Origin of the sequence: Mesorhizobium sp. M0184 (assembly GCF_040322215.1) — a bacterium.
Taxonomy (GTDB): domain Bacteria; phylum Pseudomonadota; class Alphaproteobacteria; order Rhizobiales; family Rhizobiaceae; genus Mesorhizobium.
Genome location: NZ_JAMYSZ010000005.1, coordinates 211,585 through 236,311 on the forward strand (window position 1 = coordinate 211,585; position 24,727 = coordinate 236,311).

A 24,727-nucleotide genomic window follows, 5' to 3' on the forward strand; every position below is an offset into this window, starting at 1 on the left:
TTGTGCAATGCAGCATTAACGCGCGTCCGGTTTTCCGCCCAGATCGGAAAATGCCGTTAGGTCAAACGCTTGGCCGGACGAGCTAAAAGGACCAAGCAAAGGGGGAGGGGCATGGCGAGCTATTCGTCACGGGTCAGGTCGGATATCGCGCGATGGCAGCAGGCTGGCCTGATCGACGCGCCGACGGCCGATGCGCTGACGCGCGACGTCGAGGCAAACGAACGCAAATCGCTGAGTTTCGGCTCGATCCTGGCGATGATGGCGGCGCTGCTGTTCGGCGCGGCTATCCTGATCTTTATCGCCGCCAACTGGGAAGTCATCCCGCGGCTGGTGCGGGTCGCGGCACTTTTTGCCGTTATCCTTGCCGGCTATGTCGGCGGCGCGGTGCTGAAGATGCGCGACCATGCGGCGATCGGCGAGGCGCTGTGGATCGTCGCGGCAGCAGCGTTCGGCGGATCGATCGCGCTGATCGGCCAGATGTATCATTTGTCGGGCGACGAGGCCTCGGCCTTGATCACCTGGGGCGCCGGCACGGCGCTGGCGGCGGTGGCGCTGCGCTCAAACCCGCTGACCGTCGCTGCCGTCGGCATCGCCGATGCCTGGCTGTTCCTGAGAGGGTTCGACTACTTCCGGCGCACGGAATTTCCGCATCTCTTCGTGGTCATGGCGCTAATTCTGTTCGCCGTTTCGTTCTGGACGCGCAGCCAGGCGGCGCGCCACCTGATCATCCTGTCGGTCCTTTTCTACCTCGTGCTGTTGGCCATGGAATACGACACGCTGCAAGTCGCCATCCCGCTCGTTGCCGCATCGGTGCTGCTTTTTACCGCTGCGATCTTTGCTGCCGGGCCGGTCGAGAGGGTTTTGCAACTCGGCGGCAGGTTGCCCTTGCACGCGCTGATCGGCTTTCTCACCGGCCTGGCGATGATCCAATTCGAACTGGCGGATGAAAGCAGCTACAATAGCGGCTTCGCCATTGCCTCGGCTGTTGCGCTGGCCGGCATCGTCGCGGCGATCGTGCTGGGCGGCCGCGAGAGCCGGGGACTGCGCTGGATTGCCTATGCGGGCTTCGCCTTCGAACTCGCCATCATCTATGTGGTGATGCTGCAATCAATGCTCGACACGGCAGGCTTCTTCCTTGCGGCGGCGGTGCTTCTCGCCGTTCTTGCTTTCATTATCATCCGCATAGAAAAGCGCATGAACGCCTCGAACATGACAGGAGCGGCGGCATGATGACCGGCAAAAGACTGATCATCTCGGCGCTGGTCCTGGCGCTCGTCCAGATCGGCTTTCTGAGCTGGATCATCGCCGGACGCGCGGCGATCCTGCGCGATGGCAAGCAGGTCCTGCTCAGGGTCGAGCCGATCGATCCGCGCGATCTCTTGCGCGGTGACTACATTCTGCTCGGCTACGATATTTCGCGCATACCGGTGAAGCTGATCGGCAACATTCCGGCCGGCAAGCTTTCCAGCGAGGAAACGTCGATCGTGGTCAGGCTGAAGCAGGGCGCCGACGGCTATTGGGGGCCGACCGCGGCTTGGTTCGGGCAAGCGCCGGCGCCGGCAGCATCCGATGAAGCCGATATCGTCGGACACGTCTCCGAGGGCTGGAATATCAGCCAGGGAGCAACGACGATCGCGCCGGATTACGGCATCGAGCGCTTCTATCTGCCGGAAGGCGAGGGGATGGCGATCCAGAACGACATGCGGGTGCGGCCGTTCGGCATCCGGGTGGCGATTGCGGCCAACGGCACCGCGCAGATCAAGGCGCTGGTGGACGGCGACAAGACACTGTTCGAGGAGCCGCTTTACTAGATCGCGCTACGGCCTTGGCAATGATCCTCCTTCGCCAAGGCTTTGGAGGAGCTTCGAGTGGCCTGCCACCCGAAGCTCGAAGAGCGAAGGATGGTGCGGATGAAGGGACTCGAACCCCCACGCCTTTCGGCACTGGAACCTAAATCCAGGGCGTCTACCAATTCCGCCACATCCGCATTGCCCGGCCAATCCCATGTAGCCATCATTCTGTCAATGTCAGAGCCCACATCGGCATCCTTGGCCGGAATGCAAAGATGGTTGAAAATCGGCCGCGCCTGTGACAAAAGGCGTGTCGAATGTGACGGGACGCGACGATCCGCTTCTGCAGAATGTGATAAGAAGTAGGAAAAACAAAGACTTATTCACATTTTGGAGCGTATTTCTGGAGGATTTGTGCCGCGTTGAGCGGACAGATCGCCAAGTCCCGCACCAAAAGCCATTCCCGGCAAGATCATACCGGCAGGCTGTAAACGGCAGGGGCCGTTTGACGGCCTCATTGGTGGAAACAAAGGTTTTATGATGCAGGTCACCGAAACGCTCAACTCCGGTCTCAAGCGCGAGATCAAGATCACCGTGCCGGCCGGTGACATGGAAGCCAAGCTGATGGCGCGGCTCTCCGACGCCAGGAACAAGGTCCGCATCAACGGCTTCCGCCCCGGCAAGGTGCCGGTGCAGCATCTGCGCAAGGTCTACGGCAAATCATTCATGGCCGAAGTGGTCAACGAGATTCTCAATGATTCGACCCGTTCGATCATCACCGGGCGCGGCGAAAAGGCCGCCATGCAGCCTGAAGTGATCATGACCGAGGACGAGAAGGAAGCCGAGAAGATCCTGGCAGGCGGTGCCGATTTCGAGTTCCGCCTGAACTATGAGGTCATTCCGCCGATCGAGATCAAGGATTTCTCCGACATCAAGGTGACGCGCCAGGTGTTCGACGTGCCGGATGAAGAGATCGACGAGCAGGTCAAGCGTGTCGCTGAATCCGCCCGCACTTACGAGCCGAAGACCGGCAAGGCCGCCGAGGGCGATCGCGTGACCATCGATTATGTCGGCAAGATCGACGGCGAAGCCTTCGGCGGCGGCGCCGGCACCGATCAGCCGCTGGTGCTCGGCTCGAAGGAATTCATCCCCGGCTTCGAGGACCAGCTGGTCGGCAGCAAGGCCGGCGACGAGAAGCAGGTCACGGTTACCTTCCCGGAAAACTACCAGGCGGCGCATCTGGCCGGCAAGGAAGCCACTTTTGACGTGACGATCAAGGAAGTGTCGAAGCCCGGTGCGCTTGAGATCAACGACGAGATGGCCAAAAATCTCGGCCTTGAATCGCTGGAGCGCCTGCGCGAGGTGGTGCGCGGTCAGATCGAGAACCAGTTCGGCTCGATAACGCGCCAGAAAGTCAAGCGGCAGTTGCTCGACCAGCTCGACGCTGCTTACTCGTTCGAGGCGCCGTCCAAGCTCGTCGAGGCCGAGTTCAACAACATCTGGAACCAGGTCAACCGCGACCTCGAAGCTGCTGGGCGCACCTTTGCCGACGAAGAGACGACGGAAGAAGAAGCGCGTGCCGAATACATGCGGCTTGCCGAGCGCCGCGTGCGTCTCGGCCTGGTTCTCGCCGAAATCGGCGAGAAGGCCGGCGTCACCGTGACGGACGAGGAATTGCAGCGCGGCCTGTTCGAGCAGGTGCGTCGCTATCCGGCCAACCAGCAGCAGGAAGCCTTCGAATTCTATCGCAATAATCCCGAAGCGCTGAACACGTTGCGCGCGCCGATGTTCGAAGAGAAGGTGGTTGACCATCTGCTCGGCCAGATTTCGGTCACCGATGTCAAGGTCAGCAAGGAAGAGCTGCTGGCCGACGACGAGGATACGGAGACAACCAAGGCCAAGCCGGCGAAGAAGGCGGCTGCGAAAAAAGCGGACACCAAGAAGGCCGACGACGACGCTGAAGAGCCGAAGAAAAAGGCCGCGCCGAAGAAGAAGGCCGCCAAGGACGCTGAATAACGTCCCTGCTGAATTCCGAAAGGCCGCCTTCTCGAGGCGGCCTTTTTCGTTGTGGCGCAGACGCAACGGATTTCACGCATCTGGCGGTCGAGGTAGCGATATGAAGCTTTGATGATTATCTGCGCTGGGTTGCTGACCGCAGCGGTTGTTGGAGGCATCGTTGAGACAGTTCTTCGGTATCGGAAGCGTGGCGGCGGCGTTCCTGCTTGCGTCGGTCTGCGGCATTGCCCAGGCTGATACGGTTCTCGACAACTGGCGGTTCGACAAGAGCAGCGATGGCCTTGTCACCGCCTCGCTTTACGCGACCAACAAGCTCATCACCGGTGGCGGCGCATTGAGCTACAGCCCGGTTTTGACGATCGCCTGCCGGACAGCCGGCGAACCGCGTTGGAGCGAATGGCTGCAACTGAGCGACACCGTTTCCGCCAGCCGAACCATCGCCATGTCGGTGACTGTCGGCCAATCCGGCAAGCTCAACGAAAGCTGGTCGGTCGGCCCGCGCAGCAGAATGCTGGTCCGCGACGGTGCCGACGGCATCAGGCGACTGATTTCCGCGGACCGGCTGCTGCTGTCCTGGCGGTTCGGGCTGCTGTCGGGGCGCGGCAAAGCCGAGTTTGACCTCACCGGAGTTGAAGAGGCGATCGGCCGGATCGCCGCCAGCTGCAACACCAAATTGCCTTGAGCAGATTGTCCGCATTAAACCTTTGCATGGCCGAACTCTACCTGCCGGCCGGGTTCTGTGGTATGTAGGTGCCGCAACCCCAGGCATTGGATATCCGTTCTGCCATTCAAGAGCGCATGCCAGCGGACTAAATGTCGGCCTGTGCAGGTCAGCCAGGGCAAATTGGCGATCAGGGAGGAAATGCCATGCGTGCCATTGTGTTTTTCATCATCATGTCCGTCGCCACCGTCATTGCCGGCCCCTCGCGGGCACAGGATGCCGCGGCGGGTGAGAAGGTCTTCGCCAAATGCAAGGTCTGCCATATCGCGGACAAGGATCAGAACAAGATCGGTCCGTCCTTGAACGGCGTCATCGGCCGAACGGCCGGCACGCATCCAGGGTTCAGCTATTCCAAGGCTATGACCGAGGCCGGAAAATCCGGCGTTAAATGGGACGAAGCCACGCTGACGACCTACCTTCGCGATCCCAAGGCGATGGTCAAAGGAACCAAGATGGCGTTTGTCGGCCTCAAGAAAGACGAGGACATCGCCAACGTCATTGCTTATCTGAAGCAATTCTCCAAATAGCCCGGCTCTTCCGCCGGATCTTGGCATAGCAAACAGGTCGAGGCATAGCCTCGGCCGCAATCTGCCGGCAGTGTCGGTGGGAGGGCGGCTCGTTGCAAAAAAGACATTGGCCGGCTAGGCTGCCATTCCCATCGGTGGTCGTCTGAATGTCGACTGAAGAAAGCCGTCTCAAGGATACCGGCATCCGCCTCTCGGAGGCGACGGCGGGTGATTTCTTTGCGCTTTTGAAGCCACGCGTCATGGCGCTTGCCGTGTTTACTGCCTTCGTCGGCCTGATGATGGCGCCCGGCGTGATGAATCCAGTTATCGCCGTAATTGCCATCGGCGCAATCGCGGTTGGAGCGGGAGCCGCCGGCGCGCTCAATATGTGGTACGACGCAGACATAGACGCCTTGATGTCTCGCACGTCCAAGCGACCAATTCCGTCCGGTCGCGTCACGCCTGGCGAAGCTCTCAGCTTCGGTCTGGTGCTTTCCGCACTGTCGGTCATGACGCTCGGCGTGCTGGTGGGGTGGCTCGCCGCATCGTTGTTGGCGTTCACCATCTTTTTCTATGTTGTTATCTACACGATGTGGCTGAAGCGCTCGACGCCACAGAATATCGTCATAGGCGGCGCGGCAGGCGCCCTTCCTCCGGTGATCGGGTGGGCTGCTGCAACCGGCGCAATCGGCATTGAAAGTCTCATCCTGTTTCTGATCATTTTCCTCTGGACGCCGCCTCATTTCTGGGCGCTGGCCCTTTTCAAGGTCGGTGACTATGCCGCGGCGGGGGTCCCGATGATGCCGAATGTGGCCGGCCAGCACTCGACCAGAAAACAAATCTTCGCCTATTCGCTGCTCTTGGCGCCAATCGGCGTGCTTCCTTGGGGCTTCGGCTTCGCGAGCGGATATTACGGCACTGTTTCAGCCGCGTTGGGTGCAGGTTTCATTTGGCAGGCCTGGAAGGTTCTCGTCGCCGACAAGGAGATGAAGCCGGCAAAGGCACTGTTTGCGTATTCGATTGTCTATCTTTTCGCAATATTTGCGGCGTTGCTTGCCGACACCATTGTAATGCGAGTGATCGCTTCAGCCGACTATTGACCCCGGCTCAAAACATCACGTTGGCAGAGCACAAAATCCCAGCAACAGCAGAATAATGACGCCAAGGCCGAGTATGAGAACTGTCCTTCCGTCCATGACCTTCACCTTCGACTAGAAGAGCATATCGAAGAACGGCGTCCGTAGCTAGTCAGGCTACCCGGGAGCTCCTACTCCCGGGCCTTCCTACAAAGCGCGACAAGTCCCCCGCATGAGAGTATATTGATCATGGTGCAGGTCGCGGTTTGCGTGGGCCAATCATGCAGAACGGCAGCACCGTAAAACGCGACCTTACCGGACCTGGTCTGGAGGAATGGTCATGGCAAGCTTTCACGTGATAGCAGGCGCCAGCGAGACGCTGGAACACACCAGAATTCGAAAAATCGGTGTCTCCGATCTTTTTGATGCGCTCAGGCGTGGCGTCGATGATTTCATGGTCAAACCGTCGCACATCGTTTTTCTCTGCCTGATCTATCCGATTGCGGGAGTCGTGCTTGCTGTCTGGACATCAGGTAACAACACGCTGCCATTGCTGTTTCCGCTTGTATCCGGCTTTGCACTGATTGGTCCGTTCGCGGCGATCGGCCTCTATGAGATCAGCCGGCGACGGGAAGCCGGGCTCGACGCCTCGTGGAGGCACGCCTTTGAAGTCAGGAGTTCTCCGGCACTGCCGGCTATTGCAGCGGTCGGCGTCATGCTGCTTGCGATCTTTATCGCCTGGCTTTTGACGGCCCAGATATTCTACCAGACCCTGTTCGGCCCGGCGCCGCCGCAATCGCTGTCCAGCTTCATCAGTGAAATATTCGCCACGGGACGCGGCTGGACGCTCATCATCCTGGGTCACGCCATCGGCTTCGTGTTCGCCGCGGTTGTGTTGTGCACCACGGTCGTCGCATTCCCGTTGTTGCTCGACCGCGATGTCGGCGCCTACGAAGCCATCCACACCTCGGTGCGCGTTGTCCTGGCCAACCCGATCGTGATGGCCGTGTGGGGCCTTATCGTCGCCGTCGCCCTGATCGTCGGCTCGCTGCCAGTGTTCGCCGGGTTGGCAGTCGTGCTGCCGATCCTTGGTCATGCGACCTGGCATGTCTATCGGAAAGTTGTGGAATCGCCGCCGGCCACCAGACCGTGAGCTGAAAAAAACCTGCCCTGCGCGCACCGGTGAAAGTGCCGGTGCGGGCAGGGTGGGGCAGAGCTTTCAATAGGCCGGGTGGCTGAAACGGGCCTGGCGCGCGTCCTTTGTCAGGTCGCGGAAATCCTTGCCGCTCACATGCACCAGCGTCCTATGGTCACCGCCCTCGAAATAGACTTCGGGAGCGTCGCCGAGGCTTTCATCGAGGACCACTGGCACATCATAGGCAGCGCCGATCGGCGGCACAGCGCCGACATCGCAATCGCCGAACAACGAGACCACCTCGTCTTCGGAGGCAAGTCCAAGAGGCTTGTCCATGACATCCTGCAATGTCGCGAGTTCTATCCTGTGCGTGCTTGGAACCACGGCGAGCGCGTAGCCACGGTCGTGGTGAACGACCACCGATTTGGCCATTATGCTGCCAGGCACATGTGCCGCAATGGCGGATTGTCTGCTTGTCGCCGTGCGGTGATGCTCGACGGTGTCGTAGGAAATTCCTTTTCTGTCGATGAAGTCCTTCAGTCTGTTTGCGATGGTCATCTTGGGCGCCCCTTGCTGGTGTTCGCGACGCATGTGGAAACGCCGGCATTGCCTGTCGTTTCCGATACCAACAGAAATGGACCAGCCGTGGATTGTTTCAAGGCGAAGGCTCCAGGACCGGACCGCCTGGATCCGGATTGCATGTCAGGGCCCGGCCCCGAAAAACGCCATTCGGGTGAGAAGCGTGTAGTCCGCTTCGAAGACCATCATCGTCACGAACACCAGCACCAGCACCGGCGGCAGGATGATTGCATATGTCAGCGCCAGCCGTTCCCAGGCCATGTGCATGAAGATGGCGACGATCAGCCCTGCCTTGAGGATCATGAAGATCAGGATCAGCGACCATCTGAGATAGCCGTGGAGACCGAAATAGTCGACCAGATAGGAGCAGGTGCTGAGGATGAACAACCAGGCCCAGACCACCAGATAGAGCTTGATCGGGTGCTCTTGATGAACCTCCGCCGGGGTAAACCCGGTCGTCGTCGCATCATGGGTACGGGCGCTGTCCAGCGCATGCTGTCCCAGGCCGTTTGCGGTTGCTTCAGCCATGTCCTGCCTCTCACCAAAGATAGAAAAATGCGAAAATGAACACCCAGACCAGGTCGACGAAATGCCAGTAAAGCCCCATGATTTCGACGTTCTCGTAGCGGCCCCTCCGGCTGGTGAAGAAGCCGGGCCGTCCGACGTCGTAGTCTCCGCGCCAGACCTTTCGCGCCACGATGATCAGGAAGATCACCCCGATCGTCACGTGCGTGCCGTGGAAGCCGGTAATCATGAAAAAGGATGCGCCGAACTGGGCAGCGCCCCAGGGATTGCCCCAAGGCCGCACGCCCTCGGTGATCAGCTTGGTCCATTCGAAGGCCTGCATGCCGACGAAGGTCGCGCCGAGTGCTGCGGTCAAGAGCATCAGCACTGCCGTCTTGCGGCGGTCGCGGCGGTAGCCGAAATTGACCGCCATGGCCATCGTTCCGCTGCTCGAGATCAGCACGAAGGTCATGATGGCGATAAGGATCAGTGGAATGTCGGAGCCGCCGATGCGCAGGGCGAAGACCTCGCTCGGATTGGGCCACGGCACGCGTGTTGAGATACGCGCGGTCATGTAGGAGAGCAGGAAGCAGCCGAAGATGAACGTGTCGCTGAGCAGGAAGATCCACATCATGGCCTTGCCCCAGGACACGTTTTTGAACGCCCGCTGATCCGAGGACCAGTCGGCGGCGATGCCTTGCAAGCCTGCGGGCCGCAGCTCTGTTCGGCCGATGTGGGCCAGTGTCGTCTCTGCCATCCGCCCATTCCTCCTAGGTCAGCAACCCTCGGCAAATGTCGATTAAAGTCGAAGCCCAGCCGGCCAGAAGCGCAAAGATGGCGAGCCAGATGAAAAGCAGGAAATGCCAGTACATGGCGCACAGCTCGACACTGAGGCGAAGCCGCTGCGGCTGCGCTCCGTTCCAGGCGCCGACGCTCGTTCTGCCCAGCCCGACCAGTCCTCCCAGTATATGCAGGCCATGCATTCCCGTTAGCAAGTAGAAGAAGCTGTTGGCCGGATTGGATGCCAGAAAATAGCCGTCCGCACTCAGTTCCCGCCATGCCACAAGCTGTCCAATCAGGAAGACGAGCGCCGTGAGTCCAGCGGTGGCGAGGCCAAGCCTGACCATGTCCACTTGACCCTTGCGCGCCGCGAGCGAAGCGCACTGTATCGCAATGCTGCTCAAGACCAGTACGCCGGTGTTAAGCCAGAGCAGGGGCGGGATGGGCAGCGGCCGCCAATCCGACAGCGCCATGCGCATGAAGTAAGCACTGGTGAACAGCGCGAACAGGCAGCCGACGACGGCAAGGAAGACGCCGAGACCGATCTTTGCGGTCGGCAGCGCCGATCGGTCCAGAGCGACAAAATCCCCGATCATACCTTGCTCGAGCCACGGCTTCGTCATTAGCCGCTGATGGGAAAGCCACCACCCGGCAATACCGGCGATCACGAGCAGGAAGACCAGGATTACGCTCATGCCGGCTCCCTGGAGGGCGCGAAGGAGCCCGGAACGTTTTGCGGTATGAAGTCCTCCTTGGCTCCCGGTACGCTGTAGTCATAGGCCCAGCGATAGACGATCGGCAGATCCTTGCCGAAATTGCCGTGGGCGGGCGGTGTTTCGGGCGTCTGCCACTCGAGCGTCGTTGCCCGCCACGGATTGCCGCCAGCCTCACGGCCATGGCGGATGCTCCAGATGAGATTGAACAGAAACACAATCTGAGCAAAACCGACTATAAAAGCCATGATGCTGATAAACGAGTTCAGGTGGTGGGCCGATTCCGTCATGATCGTCATGTCGGTCAATTCGTTGTACCGCCGCGGCACGCCCATCAAGCCGAGATAGTGCATGGGAAAGAAGATCAGATAGGCGCCGAGGAAGGTGACCCAGAAATGGAACCGGCCCAGTGTCTCGTTCAGCATCCGGCCGGTGACCTTCGGATACCAGTGATAGATCGCGCCGAAGATTACGATGATCGGGGCAACCCCCATGACCATATGGAAATGGGCGACGACGAACATCGTGTCCGACAGCGGAACGTCGACGACGACATTGCCAAGAAATAGCCCAGTCAACCCGCCATTGACGAAGGTGACGATGAAGGCCAAGGCAAAAAGCATCGGGATGGTGAGGTGGATGTCACCGCGCCACAGCGTCAGCACCCAATTGTAGACCTTGATGGCTGTTGGGACGGCGATGATCAATGTCGTTGTGGCGAAGAAAAAGCCGAAATAGGGATGCATGCCACTGACATACATGTGGTGCGCCCAGACCACGAAGCTCAGCGCGCCGATGCCGACGATGGCCCAGACCATCATGCGGTAGCCGAAGATGTTCTTGCGCGCATGGGTGCTGATCAGGTCGGATACGATGCCGAAGGCCGGAAGCGCCACGATGTAGACCTCCGGATGGCCGAAGAACCAGAACAGATGCTGGAACAGGATCGGGCTGCCGCCGCCGTGCTGCAACTGTTCGCCCATCTCGACGATCGCCGGCATGAAGAAGCTGGTGCCGAGCGCCCGGTCGAGCAGCATCATCACGCAAGCAACGAACAGCGCCGGGAAGGCGAGCAGCGCCATGACGGTGGCGGTGAAAATACCCCAGACAGTAAGCGGAAGGCGCATCAGCGTCATGCCGCGCGTGCGCCCCTGCAGCACCGTCACGACATAGTTCAAGCCGCCCATGGTAAAGCCGACGATGAACAGGATCAGCGAGACAAGCATCAGGATGATGCCCCAGTCCTGGCCGCCTGGCGTACCGGTCATGATCGCCTGCGGCGGATAGAGCGTCCAGCCGGCACCCGTCGGTCCGCCGGGCGCAAAGAAGCTCGACACCAGGACCAGCACGGCGAGCAGATAGATCCAGTAGCTCAGCATGTTGACATAGGGAAAGACCATGTCGCGAGCACCAACCATCAACGGGATCAGATAGTTGCCGAAGCCGCCCAGGAAGAGTGCCGTGAGCAGGTAGATCACCATGATCATGCCGTGCATGGTGATGAACTGGTAGTAGGCTTCCGGGGTGATGAAGTCGAATGTGCCGGGGAAGCCGAGTTGCAGCCGCATCAGCCAGGATAGCACCAGCGCGACCATGCCGATCGCTGTCGCCGTCGCCGAATACTGGATGGCGATGACCTTGGCGTCCTGCGAGAAAACGTATTTCGTCCACCAGCTGTGCGGATGGTAGAGTTCCATTTCCGCGACTTCGGCCGGCGGTACCGCATCTGCAGGTGTGATATCGACCATAGGAACACCTCCGTGCCCTTTTTCGGCCAGCCCGACAGTTCGGGCTTGCCGCATTAATTTCAATCCCGACGGCGCGCCGTCGTTCCGGCTTCCTACTCTGCCGAGCCCATCTGCTGGGGTGCGGACAGCTGCGCAAAAGTCTGCTGCTGGCCAAGCCACGCCAGATAGTCTTCCTGAGTATCGACCATGACCACGCCATGCATCATCGGATGTCCCTGGCCGCAGAGTTCGGCACACAGGACCTGGAAGGTTCCGGTCTTGGTCGGAGTGAACCAGAAATAGGTGACCGAGCCCGGGATCATGTCCATCTTGGCGCGGAATTCCGGCACGTAGAAATCGTGCAGCACATCGACCGAGCGGAGCAGCATCTTGACCGGTTTGCCTACCGGGAGGTGCAGGTCGGCCGCTTCCACTACGACATCGTCCTGACCGTTGGCATCGGTGGCGATGACGCCGAGTGGATTTTCAGCGTTGACGTCGCGAGTGTCGGATGTGCCGAGCTTGCCGTCCTTGCCGGGGAGGCGGAAACTCCATTGCCACTGCTGGCCGACGACTTCGACCTCGGTTGCGTCGCTTGGAACGTTAACGAACCGGCTCCAGACGAACAGGCCCGGAACGAGCAAAGCGGTGACGCCAACCGCGGTGACGACCGTCAGCCAGGATTCGAGCCGCCTGTTCTCAGGTTCATATGCCGCCTGATTGCCTTCCCGATGACGGAAGCGGAAGACGCAATAGGCCATGAAAAGAACCACGGCGGCGAAGACGACACCGGTGATCCAGAAAGTTATGATGATGGTGTTGTCGATATAGTCCCAGTTCGAGGCAATCGGCGTCCACCACCATGGGCTCAGGAAGTGGAACAACACCGAGCCCACGACTATCAGAACGAGTACAAGCGCAACGGCCATGTCCCGGTTCCTCCCGGTATTCCAAGCGGCGCAAGCCGTCCCGGGAAATACCAAGTGCATCATAACTTGATTTGCGATGAAAATTCTAGAGCCGGCTGTGGGAAGGGCAAAAATACCATTTCGGCGCTGGCGGTCCTTCGGTTCGGCGGTGATCAGCGGCAGCGCGTGGCAAACATCGTCAGCGTCGAGTAACCGGCAAGGGCGGGCACGCCGAATGTGCCCGGCAGAACCACCGGAACGGCGATCGTCGGGGATCGTCGCGCGCAGGTTCTGCAGGAACAGCAGCATGACGAAGAACGTCAGCACGATTGCTTCGACCAGTGTCCGTTCACCTGCTCGACGCTCGACGAAGGGAGTGGAGCCACTTTATTGGCCGGCAGATGTCACCCGCCAAACTGTGTTGCCGACGTCGTCGGCGATGAGCAGGGCCCCGGTTTTGTCGACAGCCAGGCCGACAGGCCGGCCGCGCGCCTTGTTGTCCTTGTCCAGGAAGTCAGTCACCACGTCGGTAGCGACGCCGCTCGGACGGCCGCCGCTGAATGGTACGAACACTACCTTGTAGCCATTAAAGCGCGTGCGGTTCCAGCTGCCATGCTCGCCAACGAAGGCGCCGCCGCGATATGCCTCGGGAAGGCTGGTTGCCGTATAGAAGGCCAGTCCCAGAGGGGCGACGTGGGAACTCAGTGCATAATCCGGAACGATCGCTTTTGCGACCAGGTCCGGACGTTGGGGCATGACGCGGGGATCGAGATGCTGGCCGTAATAGCTGTATGGCCATCCGTAGAAGCCGCCATCCTTTACCGCGGTCAGATAATCCGGCACGAGATTGGGGCCGAGCTCGTCGCGCTCATTGATCACTGCCCAGAGCGCCCCGGTCTGCGGCTCCCAGCTCAGGCCGTTTGGATTGCGCAAACCGCTGGCGAAAATGCGCGACCGGCCGGTGGCCCTGTCTACCTGCCAGATGGCGGCGCGGTTCTTCTCCGCCTCGATGCCGTTTTCGGCGACGTTGCTGTTCGAGCCGATGCCGACATAGAGCAGCGAGCCGTCGGGGCTTGCCACCAGGCTCTTCGTCCAATGGTGGTCGATCGGGCCGCCGGGCAGGGCGGTTAGCGGCGTCCCGGGCGCGGTGATCTTTGTGTCACTGGTGCTGTAGGGATAGCGGACGATGGAGTCGGTATTGGCGACGTAGAGATCGCTTCCCACCAGCGCCACGCCAAAGGGGGAGCTCAGGTGGTCGAGGAATACGCTGGTCAGCTCCGGCTTGCCATCGCCATTGGTGTCGCGCAGCAGCGTAATGCGGTTGCTTGGGCCGCTGTCGCCGCCCGAGGTGACCCAGGATTCGATCCAGCCCATCACCAAATCTTTGGGCCGTTTGATCGGTTCGCCACCCGGCGCCTTGGACTCGACCACCAGGACGTCGCCATTGGGCAGCACGTAAAGCGACCGCGGATGCTGCAAGCCGTGGGCATAAGCCTGGATCTGCAGCCCCTGCGCGACGGTCGGCTTTTCGTCGTTCTTCCATCCGACCACGGAAGCGAGATGCATGGGCGGGAAGAAATATTGGATCGGCTCCGGCAGGTTTGGATTCGGCCCTATCTGACTGCTGGGATCCGGGTCGTTGCCGCTGCACGCTGCAAGAGTGATCGCCGCAGTGCAAACGAGGACGGACACCGCGATGCGCCTGGTCTGACCGATGGAGCTTGCTATGCGCATCAATCCGCCACTCCGACGTGATGCCGGTACACCATGGACCAGCCCAGCCAACCAGTGAAGATGAGGATGAGCACGACAACCGCCGAGAGGATCAAGCCGGTAGGAACGATGGAGGTCCATGCATCGCGGGTGTGCACGAGCATGTTGATGATGGATAACGCCAGCGCCAGAAGATTGCCGAGCACGTGCGGCCAGGCGGGGGGCTGTGCCCTTATCAGCGGATTGGCCAGGAAATCGATCAGCCCCGCGATCGCTGCTAGGCAGCCCATGATCACGCCGACGGTAACCAGCCAAGCGGAGAAGTCAGCCCACATCACCTCCGCTGTTCGCCAATAGGCTAGATCCGTCAGCAGGGTGCCGACGAAGCAGGCGATCGGAAATGGCACGAGCATCGGATGAATAGGATGTCCCGCAATCCTGGCCGTCGAACGCGGATTGTCACCGACCATAATGCGCCATCCTTCCTATTCTCGTCCAAACAAACGCCGCCTGCCCGGCCTCCGGTGGCTGTTGCCGAGAGACCGGCAGACGACCGATAGATCCGTCAGGCCCAAAAAAGGGCGCTGGCTGGCTGCGCCTGTTAGGCGGCGGACTGGGTCGGCGGGTTCTGATACATCATCCAGAGCTCGATCGCCGCCAGCACGGCGACCAGAATGCCGATCACGACATGCACGGTCATCGCCGTGGTCGCCTGGAATCCAAGCACCCAGGGCGATGCGAGAACCCACAGTCCGACGACCAGGTTCACCCACTCTTCCCACACGGCAAATGCTGCGAGGGCGGCAACCGAAAGCACGACGATCAAGATTCCGCTGCCGAGGGCGTTCTGCGTCTGCGGGCCTGCCGCAAATGCGAAGATCCAGGGAGAGAAGAACAGAATTGCCCCAAGGATCAGGTTGGCTACGTCACAGAGCCTGGCGTTTGTCCACTGGTTCATGGCATCCTCCATAAGGAGCGTTTATGGCTCCTGAGTTCGGCAAGGTGGTGCCTGAGTTCGGCGAGATGCGCCCGAAGCCGCTCACTCCGTGTCACGGTAGTGCCCTGCCCGGCTGGAATTCCGCATCTGGCGGTACTCCAGCCAAATCCAGCTATCTAACTGAATTCCGGGCTTTATGTTCCATTCGGCACCGGCACGCCTGGATCAATTGGTGGTGATCGAGCGATCCAAAGCTGCCTGTCAGGGAGCGGCGGGGCGGCGGCGCGTAGCTCATTCTGTCTTTTTATCGAGCCGGTGAAACATTTCTCATGGATCGCAGTTCTTGGATGCAGAGGAGTTGAATAAGGGAAACCTGATTGCACGGGAGGAGCACGGACGGCACAACTATAAATACGCTCTGCATAGAATACTTCGCAACGGGAAGCTCTCGCTTGTCTTGGTTGCCGCCGAAGCTTGTTTGAAAGACGGCGATCGCCGCCGAAAAGATTTTCTAAATGAAAATAGCCCAGATCGCACCGCTAACCGAATCCGTGCCGCCCCGAACCTACGGTGGAACCGAGCGAATTGTCTCTTATCTGACCGAAGAACTTGTCCGACAGGGCCACGAGGTGACGCTGTTCGCCAGCGCCGATTCTCGTACCTCAGCCGAGCTGGTGCGGTGTTGCGACGTCGCGCTGCGCCTGAACCCCAGGGTCCAGGACGGTGGTCCGCACCATGTTATGATGCTTGAACGGGTGCGTCGGCGAGCCGATGAATTCGACGTTTTACATTTCCACGTCGATGTCCTGCACTTCCCCATAATTCGGGATTTTGCCAGACGAACGGTTACCACGCTTCACGGCAGGCTCGACCTGCCCGATCTGGCGCAGCTTTATGCGATGTTCGACGACGTTCCCCTGGTCTCGATCTCCTTCGACCAGCGCCGGCCCATGCCGCCCGTCAATTGGGTTGGAACCGTGCATCACGGCCTGCCCCGCGATCTTTTACCATTCCACCCGAACACCTCTGGCTATCTTGCGTTTCTCGGTCGCATCTCGCCGGAAAAGGGGCCGGAAGCGGCCATAGAAATAGCAGCGCGGGCCGGGTTTCCCCTGAAGATCGCCGCCAAGATCGACAAGGTGGACCAGTCGTTCTGGAAGGAAAGGGTCGAGCCGCAAGTGCTGCGGCATTCGAACGTGGAGTTCATTGGCGAGATCGATGAGCGGCAAAAGGCGGATTTTCTGGGCAATGCGATAGCGCTTTTGTTTCCGATCGACTGGCCGGAACCCTTCGGGCTCGTAACGATCGAAGCAATGGCCTGCGGTACGCCGGTGGTTGCGTTCCGGCGTGGCGCCGTCCCGGAGATCATCGATGACGGTGTGTCCGGATGGATCGTGGATACGGTGGAGGAAGCCGTGGGCGCGCTCCGGCGCATAGACAGCCTCGATCGCGCACGAGTGCGGCAGACGTTCGAGAAGCGGTTCACGGTCGAGCGCATGTGCAGCGATTATGTGGCACTCTACCGAGCACTTACGAGCGGCACGGCAGACGCAGTTGCCCCCACAAACGAGCTCACCAGAAATATCGCGATGGTGGCTGTGCCGGGCTGAGGAACCGACTAATCCACATACAGAGGACGGCGGAGTCCGGGAGCGCCTGCGGGGTCTTGTCGCCGGGCGCGGCGATCGCGCCAGAAGCCTTTGATCAGCAGCAAGCCTTCCCGGGGCTAATGCTTTCGCGAGCGGCGGCGCACTGCCGCCCGGTCCGGATTGACGCGCGCTACTTTCGCTGCAAAGGTGTTTTAACGACTTGTTTACCATGCGTCAGTCAGGGGTGGGGGGAATTTGGAACGGTTTCTGGGCGCGAACCGCCTTAATTGGGATGATCGGGCCGAACTGCACTCGACCGACACAACGGGCAGCTACCACATCGAGAATGTGCTGGCCGGCGGATCCAATCTCTATGAGCTGGAAACACGCGAGCTCGGCGACATCGCCGGCAAGGATATCGTCCACCTGCAGTGTCACATCGGTCTTGACACGATCAGCCTGAAGAATCTCGGCGCAGGCAGCGTGACCGGGCTCGACTTTTCACCGACGGCGATCGTGGCGGCGCGGGATTTTGCTGCGAAGGCAGGCACCGACGTGCGCTTCGTGGAAGCGCCACTGTTCGAGGCGGTGGAAGCGCTCGGCCGGACCTTTGACATCGCTTACGTTACTTGGGGCTCGGTAAACTGGCTGGACGACGTGTTCCGTTGGGCGCGGGTGGTTGCCGATCTCCTGCGACCCGGCGGCCGCCTCTACATGGCCGAGGGCCATCCATTGATGTTTCAGTGCGATCGAAAGGCCGCGGCCCTGGAATTGAAGCACGACTGGCGAACGCCGATAGCTCGGCCGCTCGCCTGGAACGAGGAACTGACCTACACCGGCGATGATCGTATCTTGAAGCATCCTCGCTATTATGAATGGATCCACCCGATCAGTGACGTGGTGAATGCGCTGATTTCAGCTGGTCTGACGCTCGATTTTCTCAATGAGCATGACACCGTTTCGTGGCAGCACTTTTCATTTGCCGTGCGGGCCGGCAAGGATATGTACGGCCTACCCGAGAACTCTCCCAAGATACCGATGGCCTATTCCATTGGCGCGACGAAGCGCAGCGTCGGCAAGATACCATACCTTGTGTCTCCCAAGGCGATTGAGGGGCACTAGTCCAAGGTCAATGCTCTGACGTACTCGGGTCGGGGCGTCGAAATGTGCAATGGCGCTCGTGCGCCTCGATCTTCCGAGCAAGGCTGATCTAGCTGGCGTTTCATGTTGGTCCGCATCGTGCAGCCCGCCTTCAGCATCGCTGTCGGTATCGCAGCCGGCGTCAGCCGTCGGAAAATGAAATTTCTCAGGAGTATGAAGGTCAAATTAAACATTGAAAGCTAATGTTCCTCATCGGGTCGACCCCGAGAACCTGAAAATGGCACTTGAGGAATCGCCTATTGGCTTTTTTCCGCGCTAGGTTCAACGGCATCAAGGAGGCCGTCTTTTCGTCGGCAAATATTCCGGCGGCGATCGCGTTTGTCGTCATCCTTGTCAGCGCAGCGTTCGCGGAGCACCAGAACAAAATCGTCTCGGACCAGGCCGTCCGTGCGGACGTGCTGACCAAGGTCAATCTCATCCGCGCCAAGCTCGAAGGCAATATCAATGGAAACCTCCAGCTCGTGCGTGGACTGGTCGCCGCGGTCGTGACCGAGCCCTATATGGGACAGCAACGCTTCGCCTCGCTCGCGAGCAATCTGTTTGGCGCCGACTCGCAATTGAACGATATTGCCGGCGCGCCCGATCTGGTCGTTTCCCTTATGTATCCGATGGAGGGTAACGAGCAGGCGATGGGTCTGGACTACCGCAAGAACGAGCGGCAGCGTGCAGCTGCGCTAAGGGCGCGAGACGAACGCAAGCTGGTGCTTGCCGGTCCCGTCGACCTGAAACAGGGAGGACAAGGCTTCATCGGCCGCTTTCCGGTCTTCGTGCCGAGCGCTGGCAATACGGAAAGGTTCTGGGGTATCATTTCCGCCGTTGTCGACGTGCAGCGCCTTTACAGAGCGAGCGGCTTGCTTGACGACGATCTCGGGATCGACGTAGCGCTGATCGGCAGGGACGCCCTCGGTCACCGAGGTGGTCAATTCTACGGCAATGAGGAGATCAGCAAAAGCGATCCGGTGACGGCTGACGTTTTGCTTCCTTCCGGCTCGTGGCAGCTCGCGGCCATTCCCAAAAATGGCTGGCCTTCGACGCCAAGCAACGCATGGTTGTTGCGCGCGATCATGGCGACCGCCGGGGCCTTGGTTGTGTTCCCCTTCCTGGTCACCGGTCGTCTGATAGGCGAAAGACAGCGCAATTATGCGGAATTGCGTCGATTGTCACGACGCTTGGAACTCGCTCTGGAAGCTTCGGCTATTGGGGTTTGGGAACACGATCTCGCGACCAACGAGCTTACGTGGGATGATCGCGTCAACGAAATATATGGCAAACCAACCGGCGAGCACCGGGGCTACCCAGACTGGGCGGGAGCAATCCACCCAGATGATTTGGCTGGCGCCAACGCGGACTTCGACAGGGCGGTGGCCAGCGGACGACCATATTTGTCGGAGTACCGGATTGTGCGTCAGGATGGCGAGATCCGTCATGTCCGGTCCAAGGCGATCCTTTACCGGGTCGCAAACGACACCCCAAAAATGATCGGCGCGGAATGGGACGTGACTGCCGACGTCCTGCTGAACAAGGATCTGGTTCGTGCAAAACAGCTGTCCGAGTCGAAAAATGCAGAACTCGAGTCGGCCAAAGCGCGCATAGAGCACATCGCGCTTCATGATTCGCTGACCGGCTTGCCCAACCGGCGTTACCTCGACCAGGTACTGGAACATTACGCGGCAAACGCCAGGCGCTCAGGCGGGCACGCGGCACTACTTCACATAGATCTGGATCGGTTCAAGCACATCAACGATACGCTGGGCCACGCCGCCGGTGACGCGATGTTGGTTCACGCGTCAACCGTGCTCAGGTCGAAGGTCGGCGACGAGGGATTCGTCGCCCGTATCGGGGGAGACGAATTCATCGTTCTGTGCGTGGTGCGCGACGATACCAAGCAACTGGCGCTGCTCGCCGACCGCATCATCAGCCAGATGCGCGAACCCGTTTACTATCAGGGTCATCGATGCCGTTTTGGTGTCAGCGTGGGAATCGCTGTCGATAACGCAAAAGATGTCGAAGCCAAACACCTGCTGGTGAACGCCGATATCGCGCTTTACCGAGCAAAGGGGCGGGGCCGCAATCGATACGAATTCTTCACCGACGCGATGCAAAGCGAAATCGTCGATACTAAGCGGATTGCCGACGAAATTCTCGGCGGCCTCGAGCGCAACGAGTTCATCCCCTTCTACCAGCCCCAATTTGACGCAAAGACGCTCGAAATCGTTGGGGTTGAGGCGCTGGCGAGGTGGAAACATCCAACAAAGGGTATTTTGGCGCCCGACGTCTTCCTGAGAATTGCAGAAGAACTGAACGTCGTCTCGATCATCGACCAAGCCATATTGAAGCAATCGCTTTCGGATTTCGAAGAGTGGTCCGCTGCAAAACTTCATATTCCGCGGGTGTCGGTCAATGTCTCGGCCAGGCGCCTTCAAGACGAGGAGCTCATCAAGAGCCTGCGAGAACAAAATATCAAGAAAGGAACAGTTTCGTTCGAGCTTGTTGAGTCGATTTTCCTGGACGAGAACGACGACCTTGTCACCTGGAATATCGAGCAGATAAAAGAGCTGGGGATTGACGTCGAAATAGACGATTTTGGTACCGGCTACGCTTCGATGGTCAGTTTGCTGAAGTTGCAGCCGCGCCGGCTGAAGATAGATCGGCAGCTGGTCACCCCAATCGTCAAATCTCCGCAGAGAAGGCAGGTTGTCTCGTCGATCATTGAAATCGGCAAGTCGCTGGGTATCGAGGTCGTGGCGGAAGGCGTCGAGACGATGCAGCATGCACGGCTACTCAAGGGCCTGGGCTGCGACATATTGCAGGGTTATGCCTTCGGCCACGCATTCAATTCCGAGGGACTTAAGACCTTTGTCCGATCGCGACGCCTGCGTACGGCCAGCTGAGCCTCGGCGCCAGAATTTATCGAGCCGACCGCCTTCACGTTGCGGTACAGAGGCGCACAGCGGACAAAGCAGAAAACAACGCCAAACCTCAGATCAGCAGCAGGCCCTTCATGCTGGAGTGGCCTTTCCTGCCGATGATGATGTGGTCGTGAACGGCAATGCCAAGCGGTTTGGCCGTCTCTATGATCAGCTTGGTCATCTCGATGTCGGCGCGCGACGGCGTCGGGTCTCCCGACGGATGGTTATGCGCCAGAATGATCGCCGTGGCGGAGAGCTCCAAGGCGCGCCTGACCACCTCGCGCGGATAGACCGGTGTGTGGTCGACGGTGCCGACCTGCTGGACTTCGTCGGCGATCAGCGCGTTTTTCTTGTCGAGGAACAGGATGCGGAACTGCTCGCGCTCCTCGAAGGCCATCACCGACCGGCAGTATTCGAGAACCTGCGTCCAGGTCGACAACAGCTCGCGGCCGGCGATCTCGCCGCGCGCCATGCGCTGCGCCGTTGCCGCAACCACCTTGAGGTCGAGCGCCACCGCCGGGCCGATGCCCTTCACCTCCTGCAGGCGCTCGACGGGCGCACCGAGGACCTCGGCCAATGTACCGAAGCGTGCCAGCAATGCCTTGGCGACAGGCTTGGTGTCGGCGCGCGGGATCAGCCGAAATAATAAAAGCTCGAGCAGTTCGTAGTCGGGGAGGGTGTTGGTACCGGCGGCGAAGCGCTCGCGCAGGCGGTCGCGATGGCCGAGATAATGCGGCTTGTCGGCGGCCACCGCTTTCGCGGGCGATCGCACTGGCCTTTCGGGAAAGAAGGCCCGCTCGTCTTCGTCACCGTTCATGGCTGCCCCACCCAGCATTTGCCGGGCAAGGTAACGCCCGATCTGCCAGACACTAGGCCCGCAGGCCGGGGCGGTCGAGGTTTTTTGGCGACAGCGTGAAGATCTCGCAGCCGGTCTCGGTGACGCCGATCGTGTGCTCGTACTGCGCCGATAGCGAACGGTCGCGCGTCACCGCGGTCCAGCCGTCCGACAGCACTTTCACATGCGGCCGGCCGAGATTGATCATCGGCTCGACGGTGAAGATCATGCCCGGCCGCATCTCGACGCCTTCGCTGGCGCTGCCGTAATGCAGGATATTCGGCGCGTCGTGAAACAGCCGGCCAACCCCGTGGCCGCAGAAATCGCGCACCACCGAGCAACGCTCGGCTTCGGCATAGGTCTGGATGGCGGCGCCGATGGCGCCGGTTCGGGCGCCCGGCTTGATTGCTGCGATGCCGCGCATCAGGCACTCATACGTGACTTCGAGCAGCCGCTCCGCGGCACGCTTGATCGTGCCCACCGGATACATGCGCGAGGAGTCGCCATGCCAGCCGTCGAGGATATAGGTGACGTCGATATTGACGATGTCGCCATCCTTCAACGGCTTGCTATCGGGTATGCCGTGACAGACGACGTGGTTGATCGAGGTGCAGGATGATTTCGTGTAGCCACGGTAGTTGAGCGTCGCCGGAAGCGCGCCATGGTCCATCCCGAACTCGAAGACGAAGCGATCAATCGCTTCGGTGGTGACGCCGGGCGCCACCATCGGTACCAGTTCGTCGAGGCAGCGCGCGGTGAGATCGCAAGCCTTGCGCATGCCGACAAAACCTTCCTCGTCGTAAAGACGGATCTGGCCGGTGTTTCTGAGCGGTGCCGTGGCGGCGTCGAGATAGGTGACCATTTTTATCCGTCTTGCAGGGATGCGGGGCTGGATGAGCCTCCGCGAGAGAAACCTTCCCAGATTTGGCACTGGAAAGCGCAAGGTTCAAGGACGAACTGCCGGCGACGGCCGAAGACCGGCGATATTCACGCCTGGGGGCATTCTCCTTGCCTCTAGCGGCCCATGCTTCGCCGGGTTCATTGACCACCGTAGTGACGACACATTTCTAGGCGAGAAGCGGCCCAAGCATTAAGCCGCCACGGCAATTTTTTGCGACGAACGGCGTTGCTGCGGGGGTGTCAGTTCGGGAGAGATCGAATGGACAGACTGCAATTCGAGGTACCGGTGCGGATCGCGCCTGTGCCCGGCCAGCCGGTCGAGGAAATCTACAGTGTCGAGCAGGCGCTCGATTTCCTGCAAACGTGGCCGGTTCGCCGGAAGGGACCAACCTACCAGGCCGCGTTCAATGCCTGTTTTGGCGCCACGGTGGACATCGTCGAGACCGAAGACGCATGGCGGGCCTTCATGGCCTTTTGCCGGGTGAGCGGCCTGCTTGCCAGGGACATGATGGTTCCGCGCAAGCGCGGCGGCGAGGCGAGAGTACTACGGGCGTAGGAAGCCGTCGACACAATCCCCAGTCTGTCTTCGCCGCCTTTGCTGACATCCCCATCAGAGTGGGTAGGGTCCAGCAAAGCTTGCCAGCATCACGCTGGCGATAGACATATGCCAAGTTGAAATTGCTGGTACGCCCAAGGGGAATCGAACCCCTGTTACCGCCGTGAAAGGGCGGTGTCCTGACCGCTAGACGATGGGCGCGCTCAGATGTGAGCGCTTATAGTTGCGTCGCGACAAACCGGCAACCCGTCTGCCGCCGGCTGCGACAACTTTTTTCCTTTGGCTCCAAACGGCGTCTTTCCGACAGCCAAGCTGGGTTTTTGCGGCATGATGCAACGCCGCCGAGGGACTTCGCAGTAGCGGAAGAACCTCGTTCCTAGCCGCGCCTGCGGCAGCGCCAGTTCCAATCGCGCTCCGGGCCGACATCGACGTGAACGGATTCGGTGTGACAGTAAGTGCCGACGCCGCCGCGGCCCGGCATGGTGCGGATGTAGCTCGCCAGTTCCCATTTCGAGACGCCGGGGACCTGGATGTCGGCGGCGGCGCAGTACATGTGCAGCGAATTCTTGGCGCCGTTGGCGCGGCGGTTGCGGGCCGGATCGCGATAGCCGGAGGTGACCGTCATCTTGCGGCCGTAGTGGCCTTCGATCGTCTTCAGCACGCGAACCAGCGACGGCTTCAAGCAGGCGACATCGACGCTTTCGTTCTGTTTCAGGAGGCCGTTGGGCGCCAGCCGGGCGAGGCCGGCGGCGGAGGCGACCTGGTAGGCGCCACCCGAACCTTCGTCTTCGTTGAGATCGACGTCACTCTCATCGTCGAGGCCGGATTTGCGCTTGATCTCGAACAGCGCCGTCTGGCGCACGCCGGGCAGCGCATCGGCCGTGAAGTGGCTGGTATCGCCCGTCGACACCAGCTGCACCGGCTTTTCAGCCGGATTGGCCGAGGCCAGGGTGACGGTGGGTTTTGCCGCAGGCGTCGCCTTGGCCTGCATGACCGTTGGCTGCCCGCCCGATCTGCTGTTGGCCGGCGAAGAAGGTGCCGCCGAAGCAGGCGTGGCGCTGAACAGTGAGGCTAGGAAGTTTTTCTTCGGTGCGTAGGCCTGCGGCTGAGGCATCTCGCCGGCGGTCACATAAACCGGGTTGTTCATCGCCGGCGCGGCGGCCTTGGCGTCGGGCTTCGATGCATCAGCACTGTTCTGTGCCACGGCCTGTTCAGCCGTCTGGGCGTTTGGTTGCAGCGGCTGCGGCGTGTGTCGCGCGATCGTCTCGGCTGCCGTGGGAACGGCGATCGGGAAGCCGGCATCGGGCTTGGCCCCTGGCTTGGCCACTGGCACATAGGCCACCTGCTCGGGAAGGTTGGCGTCACCGTCGGCATTCATCGTCATTTGTGCGGTTGTCATCTGCGACGATGATGCGGCCGTGCTGGCCTGGGGCGCACCGGCGGCCGTGCTGATTTCGGTAGCCGAGGTATTATAGCCTGGCATGCCGACCGACATGGTCGGGTCGCCGGCCGAGGTGCAGGACGCCAGGAGCACCGAGAAAAGCGCCGCCACAATGGCGCGGCTTTCTCCCTTCGCGAGGCGCGATCCTGCTGATCTCAAAACAAAATTCCCCCTCGATATCCGACCGGTTCGTCATTGGCGCGGCGTCGAAACGTCTCGTCGAAATGACCC

At 60.4% G+C, this 24,727-nt stretch carries 23 protein-coding genes, 2 tRNA genes and 1 pseudogene; 11 read left to right on the forward strand and 15 right to left on the reverse strand.

Features of this window, described 5'->3' with window-relative positions; genetic code table 11:
• Window positions 1-111: 111 nt before the first annotated feature.
• A complete protein-coding gene (locus tag NKJ23_RS09315; RefSeq protein ID WP_352680110.1) occupies window positions 112-1,230 on the forward strand; it encodes a DUF2157 domain-containing protein in 1,119 nt (372 codons plus the stop codon).
• Window positions 1,227-1,811 (forward strand): GDYXXLXY domain-containing protein, encoded by a 585-nt coding sequence (locus tag NKJ23_RS09320; protein ID WP_352587907.1) that lies wholly within the window; start codon window positions 1,227-1,229, stop codon window positions 1,809-1,811. The genes NKJ23_RS09315 and NKJ23_RS09320 overlap by 4 nt, the downstream gene beginning before the upstream one ends.
• A 91-nt stretch (window positions 1,812-1,902) precedes the next feature.
• Here NKJ23_RS09320 and NKJ23_RS09325 read toward each other — a convergent pair.
• Window positions 1,903-1,987, reverse strand: a tRNA-Leu gene (locus tag NKJ23_RS09325).
• Between the two features lie 343 nt (window positions 1,988-2,330).
• On the opposite strand from NKJ23_RS09325, the gene tig reads away from it, so the two are divergent.
• From tig to NKJ23_RS09350, 5 genes are all read left to right on the forward strand, one after another.
• Entirely contained in the window at window positions 2,331-3,806 is a 1,476-nt protein-coding gene (gene tig / locus NKJ23_RS09330; RefSeq protein WP_023678910.1) for a trigger factor, read from the forward strand.
• A gap of 160 nt (window positions 3,807-3,966) precedes the next feature.
• Window positions 3,967-4,488: a hypothetical protein gene (locus NKJ23_RS09335; RefSeq protein ID WP_023678909.1), complete on the forward strand. Its 522-nt coding sequence runs from the start codon at window positions 3,967-3,969 to the stop codon at window positions 4,486-4,488.
• Between the two features lie 212 nt (window positions 4,489-4,700).
• Window positions 4,701-5,054 (forward strand): c-type cytochrome, encoded by a 354-nt coding sequence (locus NKJ23_RS09340; protein ID WP_502894605.1) that lies wholly within the window; start codon window positions 4,701-4,703, stop codon window positions 5,052-5,054.
• A 146-nt stretch (window positions 5,055-5,200) separates the two neighbouring features.
• A complete protein-coding gene (locus NKJ23_RS09345; protein WP_023678907.1) occupies window positions 5,201-6,133 on the forward strand; it encodes a heme o synthase in 933 nt (310 codons plus the stop codon).
• 316 nt (window positions 6,134-6,449) lie between these two features.
• Window positions 6,450-7,262, forward strand: a complete 813-nt coding sequence (locus NKJ23_RS09350; protein ID WP_023678906.1) for a DUF2189 domain-containing protein — start codon at window positions 6,450-6,452, stop codon at window positions 7,260-7,262.
• 66 nt (window positions 7,263-7,328) lie between these two features.
• Here NKJ23_RS09350 and NKJ23_RS09355 read toward each other — a convergent pair whose 3' ends face one another.
• From NKJ23_RS09355 to NKJ23_RS09400, 10 genes and pseudogenes are all read right to left on the reverse strand, one after another.
• A complete protein-coding gene (locus NKJ23_RS09355; RefSeq protein ID WP_023678905.1) occupies window positions 7,329-7,802 on the reverse strand; it encodes an aminoacyl-tRNA deacylase in 474 nt (157 codons plus the stop codon).
• Between the two features lie 144 nt (window positions 7,803-7,946).
• The gene (locus tag NKJ23_RS09360) at window positions 7,947-8,351 is read right to left on the reverse strand and encodes a cytochrome C oxidase subunit IV family protein (protein WP_023678904.1); all 405 of its coding nucleotides are present in this window, start codon (window positions 8,349-8,351) and stop codon (window positions 7,947-7,949) included.
• A 10-nt stretch (window positions 8,352-8,361) separates the two neighbouring features.
• Window positions 8,362-9,084: a heme-copper oxidase subunit III family protein gene (locus NKJ23_RS09365; RefSeq protein ID WP_352466991.1), complete on the reverse strand. Its 723-nt coding sequence runs from the start codon at window positions 9,082-9,084 to the stop codon at window positions 8,362-8,364.
• A gap of 13 nt (window positions 9,085-9,097) precedes the next feature.
• Entirely contained in the window at window positions 9,098-9,802 is a 705-nt protein-coding gene (locus NKJ23_RS09370; RefSeq protein ID WP_352466990.1) for a cytochrome c oxidase subunit 3, read from the reverse strand.
• A complete protein-coding gene (gene ctaD, locus NKJ23_RS09375; RefSeq protein ID WP_352470447.1) occupies window positions 9,799-11,568 on the reverse strand; it encodes a cytochrome c oxidase subunit I in 1,770 nt (589 codons plus the stop codon). The genes NKJ23_RS09370 and ctaD overlap by 4 nt, the downstream gene beginning before the upstream one ends.
• Window positions 11,569-11,660: 92 nt before the next feature.
• Entirely contained in the window at window positions 11,661-12,476 is an 816-nt protein-coding gene (gene coxB, locus NKJ23_RS09380) for a cytochrome c oxidase subunit II (RefSeq protein ID WP_023678900.1), read from the reverse strand.
• A 167-nt stretch (window positions 12,477-12,643) separates the two neighbouring features.
• A pseudogene (locus tag NKJ23_RS09385) lies at window positions 12,644-12,836 on the reverse strand (efflux RND transporter permease subunit); the annotation flags it as partial.
• A gap of 6 nt (window positions 12,837-12,842) precedes the next feature.
• Window positions 12,843-14,189: a PQQ-dependent sugar dehydrogenase gene (locus NKJ23_RS09390; protein WP_352680113.1), complete on the reverse strand. Its 1,347-nt coding sequence runs from the start codon at window positions 14,187-14,189 to the stop codon at window positions 12,843-12,845.
• Entirely contained in the window at window positions 14,189-14,638 is a 450-nt protein-coding gene (locus tag NKJ23_RS09395; protein WP_352647795.1) for a DUF2231 domain-containing protein, read from the reverse strand. Before NKJ23_RS09395 ends, NKJ23_RS09390 begins: the two co-directional genes overlap by 1 nt.
• A 131-nt stretch (window positions 14,639-14,769) precedes the next feature.
• On the reverse strand, window positions 14,770-15,126 hold the full coding sequence (locus NKJ23_RS09400; RefSeq protein WP_023678896.1) for an SPW repeat protein: 357 nt from the start codon (window positions 15,124-15,126) through the stop codon (window positions 14,770-14,772).
• 494 nt (window positions 15,127-15,620) lie between these two features.
• On the opposite strand from NKJ23_RS09400, the gene NKJ23_RS09405 reads away from it, so the two are divergent.
• From NKJ23_RS09405 to NKJ23_RS09415, 3 genes are all read left to right on the forward strand, one after another.
• Window positions 15,621-16,715, forward strand: coding sequence for a glycosyltransferase family 4 protein (locus NKJ23_RS09405; protein ID WP_352680115.1), 1,095 nt, complete (start codon window positions 15,621-15,623; stop codon window positions 16,713-16,715).
• A gap of 234 nt (window positions 16,716-16,949) precedes the next feature.
• The gene (locus tag NKJ23_RS09410) at window positions 16,950-17,816 is read left to right on the forward strand and encodes a class I SAM-dependent methyltransferase (protein ID WP_023678894.1); all 867 of its coding nucleotides are present in this window, start codon (window positions 16,950-16,952) and stop codon (window positions 17,814-17,816) included.
• Window positions 17,817-18,166: 350 nt separating this feature from the next.
• Window positions 18,167-20,746 carry a bifunctional diguanylate cyclase/phosphodiesterase gene (locus tag NKJ23_RS09415; RefSeq protein WP_352680156.1) on the forward strand — a complete coding sequence of 860 codons (2,580 nt, stop codon included), beginning with the start codon at window positions 18,167-18,169 and terminating at the stop codon, window positions 20,744-20,746.
• A gap of 88 nt (window positions 20,747-20,834) precedes the next feature.
• Here NKJ23_RS09415 and radC read toward each other — a convergent pair whose 3' ends face one another.
• Together radC and map are read right to left on the reverse strand one after the other, a co-directional pair.
• Window positions 20,835-21,581 carry a RadC family protein gene (gene radC, locus NKJ23_RS09420; RefSeq protein WP_352680117.1) on the reverse strand — a complete coding sequence of 249 codons (747 nt, stop codon included), beginning with the start codon at window positions 21,579-21,581 and terminating at the stop codon, window positions 20,835-20,837.
• A 52-nt stretch (window positions 21,582-21,633) separates the two neighbouring features.
• Window positions 21,634-22,461 carry a type I methionyl aminopeptidase gene (gene map / locus NKJ23_RS09425; RefSeq protein WP_352680119.1) on the reverse strand — a complete coding sequence of 276 codons (828 nt, stop codon included), beginning with the start codon at window positions 22,459-22,461 and terminating at the stop codon, window positions 21,634-21,636.
• Between the two features lie 297 nt (window positions 22,462-22,758).
• Here map and NKJ23_RS09430 point away from each other — a divergent pair, with 297 nt between their 5' ends.
• Window positions 22,759-23,055 carry a DUF982 domain-containing protein gene (locus NKJ23_RS09430; protein WP_352680121.1) on the forward strand — a complete coding sequence of 99 codons (297 nt, stop codon included), beginning with the start codon at window positions 22,759-22,761 and terminating at the stop codon, window positions 23,053-23,055.
• 126 nt (window positions 23,056-23,181) lie between these two features.
• Here NKJ23_RS09430 and NKJ23_RS09435 read toward each other — a convergent pair.
• Window positions 23,182-23,256 (reverse strand) — tRNA-Glu (locus NKJ23_RS09435).
• A gap of 175 nt (window positions 23,257-23,431) precedes the next feature.
• Window positions 23,432-24,550: a YcbK family protein gene (locus tag NKJ23_RS09440; protein ID WP_352680157.1), complete on the reverse strand. Its 1,119-nt coding sequence runs from the start codon at window positions 24,548-24,550 to the stop codon at window positions 23,432-23,434.
• Window positions 24,551-24,727: the final 177 nt, after the last annotated feature.

Bases quoted from the DNA above. Each gene is read 5' to 3' on its own strand.
- NKJ23_RS09315 (WP_352680110.1), top strand. From the start codon at position 112: ATGGCGAGCTATTCGTCACGGGTCAGGTCGGATATCGCGCGATGGCAG.
- NKJ23_RS09320 (WP_352587907.1), top strand. From the start codon at position 1,227: ATGATGACCGGCAAAAGACTGATCATCTCGGCGCTGGTCCTGGCGCTC.
- tig (WP_023678910.1), top strand. From the start codon at position 2,331: ATGCAGGTCACCGAAACGCTCAACTCCGGTCTCAAGCGCGAGATCAAG.
- NKJ23_RS09340 (WP_502894605.1), top strand. From the start codon at position 4,701: ATGTCCGTCGCCACCGTCATTGCCGGCCCCTCGCGGGCACAGGATGCC.
- NKJ23_RS09345 (WP_023678907.1), top strand. From the start codon at position 5,201: ATGTCGACTGAAGAAAGCCGTCTCAAGGATACCGGCATCCGCCTCTCG.
- NKJ23_RS09350 (WP_023678906.1), top strand. From the start codon at position 6,450: ATGGCAAGCTTTCACGTGATAGCAGGCGCCAGCGAGACGCTGGAACAC.
- NKJ23_RS09355 (WP_023678905.1), bottom strand. From the start codon at position 7,802: ATGACCATCGCAAACAGACTGAAGGACTTCATCGACAGAAAAGGAATT.
- NKJ23_RS09360 (WP_023678904.1), bottom strand. From the start codon at position 8,351: ATGGCTGAAGCAACCGCAAACGGCCTGGGACAGCATGCGCTGGACAGC.
- NKJ23_RS09365 (WP_352466991.1), bottom strand. From the start codon at position 9,084: ATGGCAGAGACGACACTGGCCCACATCGGCCGAACAGAGCTGCGGCCC.
- NKJ23_RS09370 (WP_352466990.1), bottom strand. From the start codon at position 9,802: ATGAGCGTAATCCTGGTCTTCCTGCTCGTGATCGCCGGTATTGCCGGG.
- ctaD (WP_352470447.1), bottom strand. From the start codon at position 11,568: ATGGTCGATATCACACCTGCAGATGCGGTACCGCCGGCCGAAGTCGCG.
- coxB (WP_023678900.1), bottom strand. From the start codon at position 12,476: ATGGCCGTTGCGCTTGTACTCGTTCTGATAGTCGTGGGCTCGGTGTTG.
- NKJ23_RS09390 (WP_352680113.1), bottom strand. From the start codon at position 14,189: ATGCGCATAGCAAGCTCCATCGGTCAGACCAGGCGCATCGCGGTGTCC.
- NKJ23_RS09395 (WP_352647795.1), bottom strand. From the start codon at position 14,638: ATGGTCGGTGACAATCCGCGTTCGACGGCCAGGATTGCGGGACATCCT.
- NKJ23_RS09400 (WP_023678896.1), bottom strand. From the start codon at position 15,126: ATGAACCAGTGGACAAACGCCAGGCTCTGTGACGTAGCCAACCTGATC.
- NKJ23_RS09405 (WP_352680115.1), top strand. From the start codon at position 15,621: ATGAAAATAGCCCAGATCGCACCGCTAACCGAATCCGTGCCGCCCCGA.
- radC (WP_352680117.1), bottom strand. From the start codon at position 21,581: ATGAACGGTGACGAAGACGAGCGGGCCTTCTTTCCCGAAAGGCCAGTG.
- map (WP_352680119.1), bottom strand. From the start codon at position 22,461: ATGGTCACCTATCTCGACGCCGCCACGGCACCGCTCAGAAACACCGGC.
- NKJ23_RS09430 (WP_352680121.1), top strand. From the start codon at position 22,759: ATGGACAGACTGCAATTCGAGGTACCGGTGCGGATCGCGCCTGTGCCC.
- NKJ23_RS09440 (WP_352680157.1), bottom strand. From the start codon at position 24,550: ATGTCGGTCGGCATGCCAGGCTATAATACCTCGGCTACCGAAATCAGC.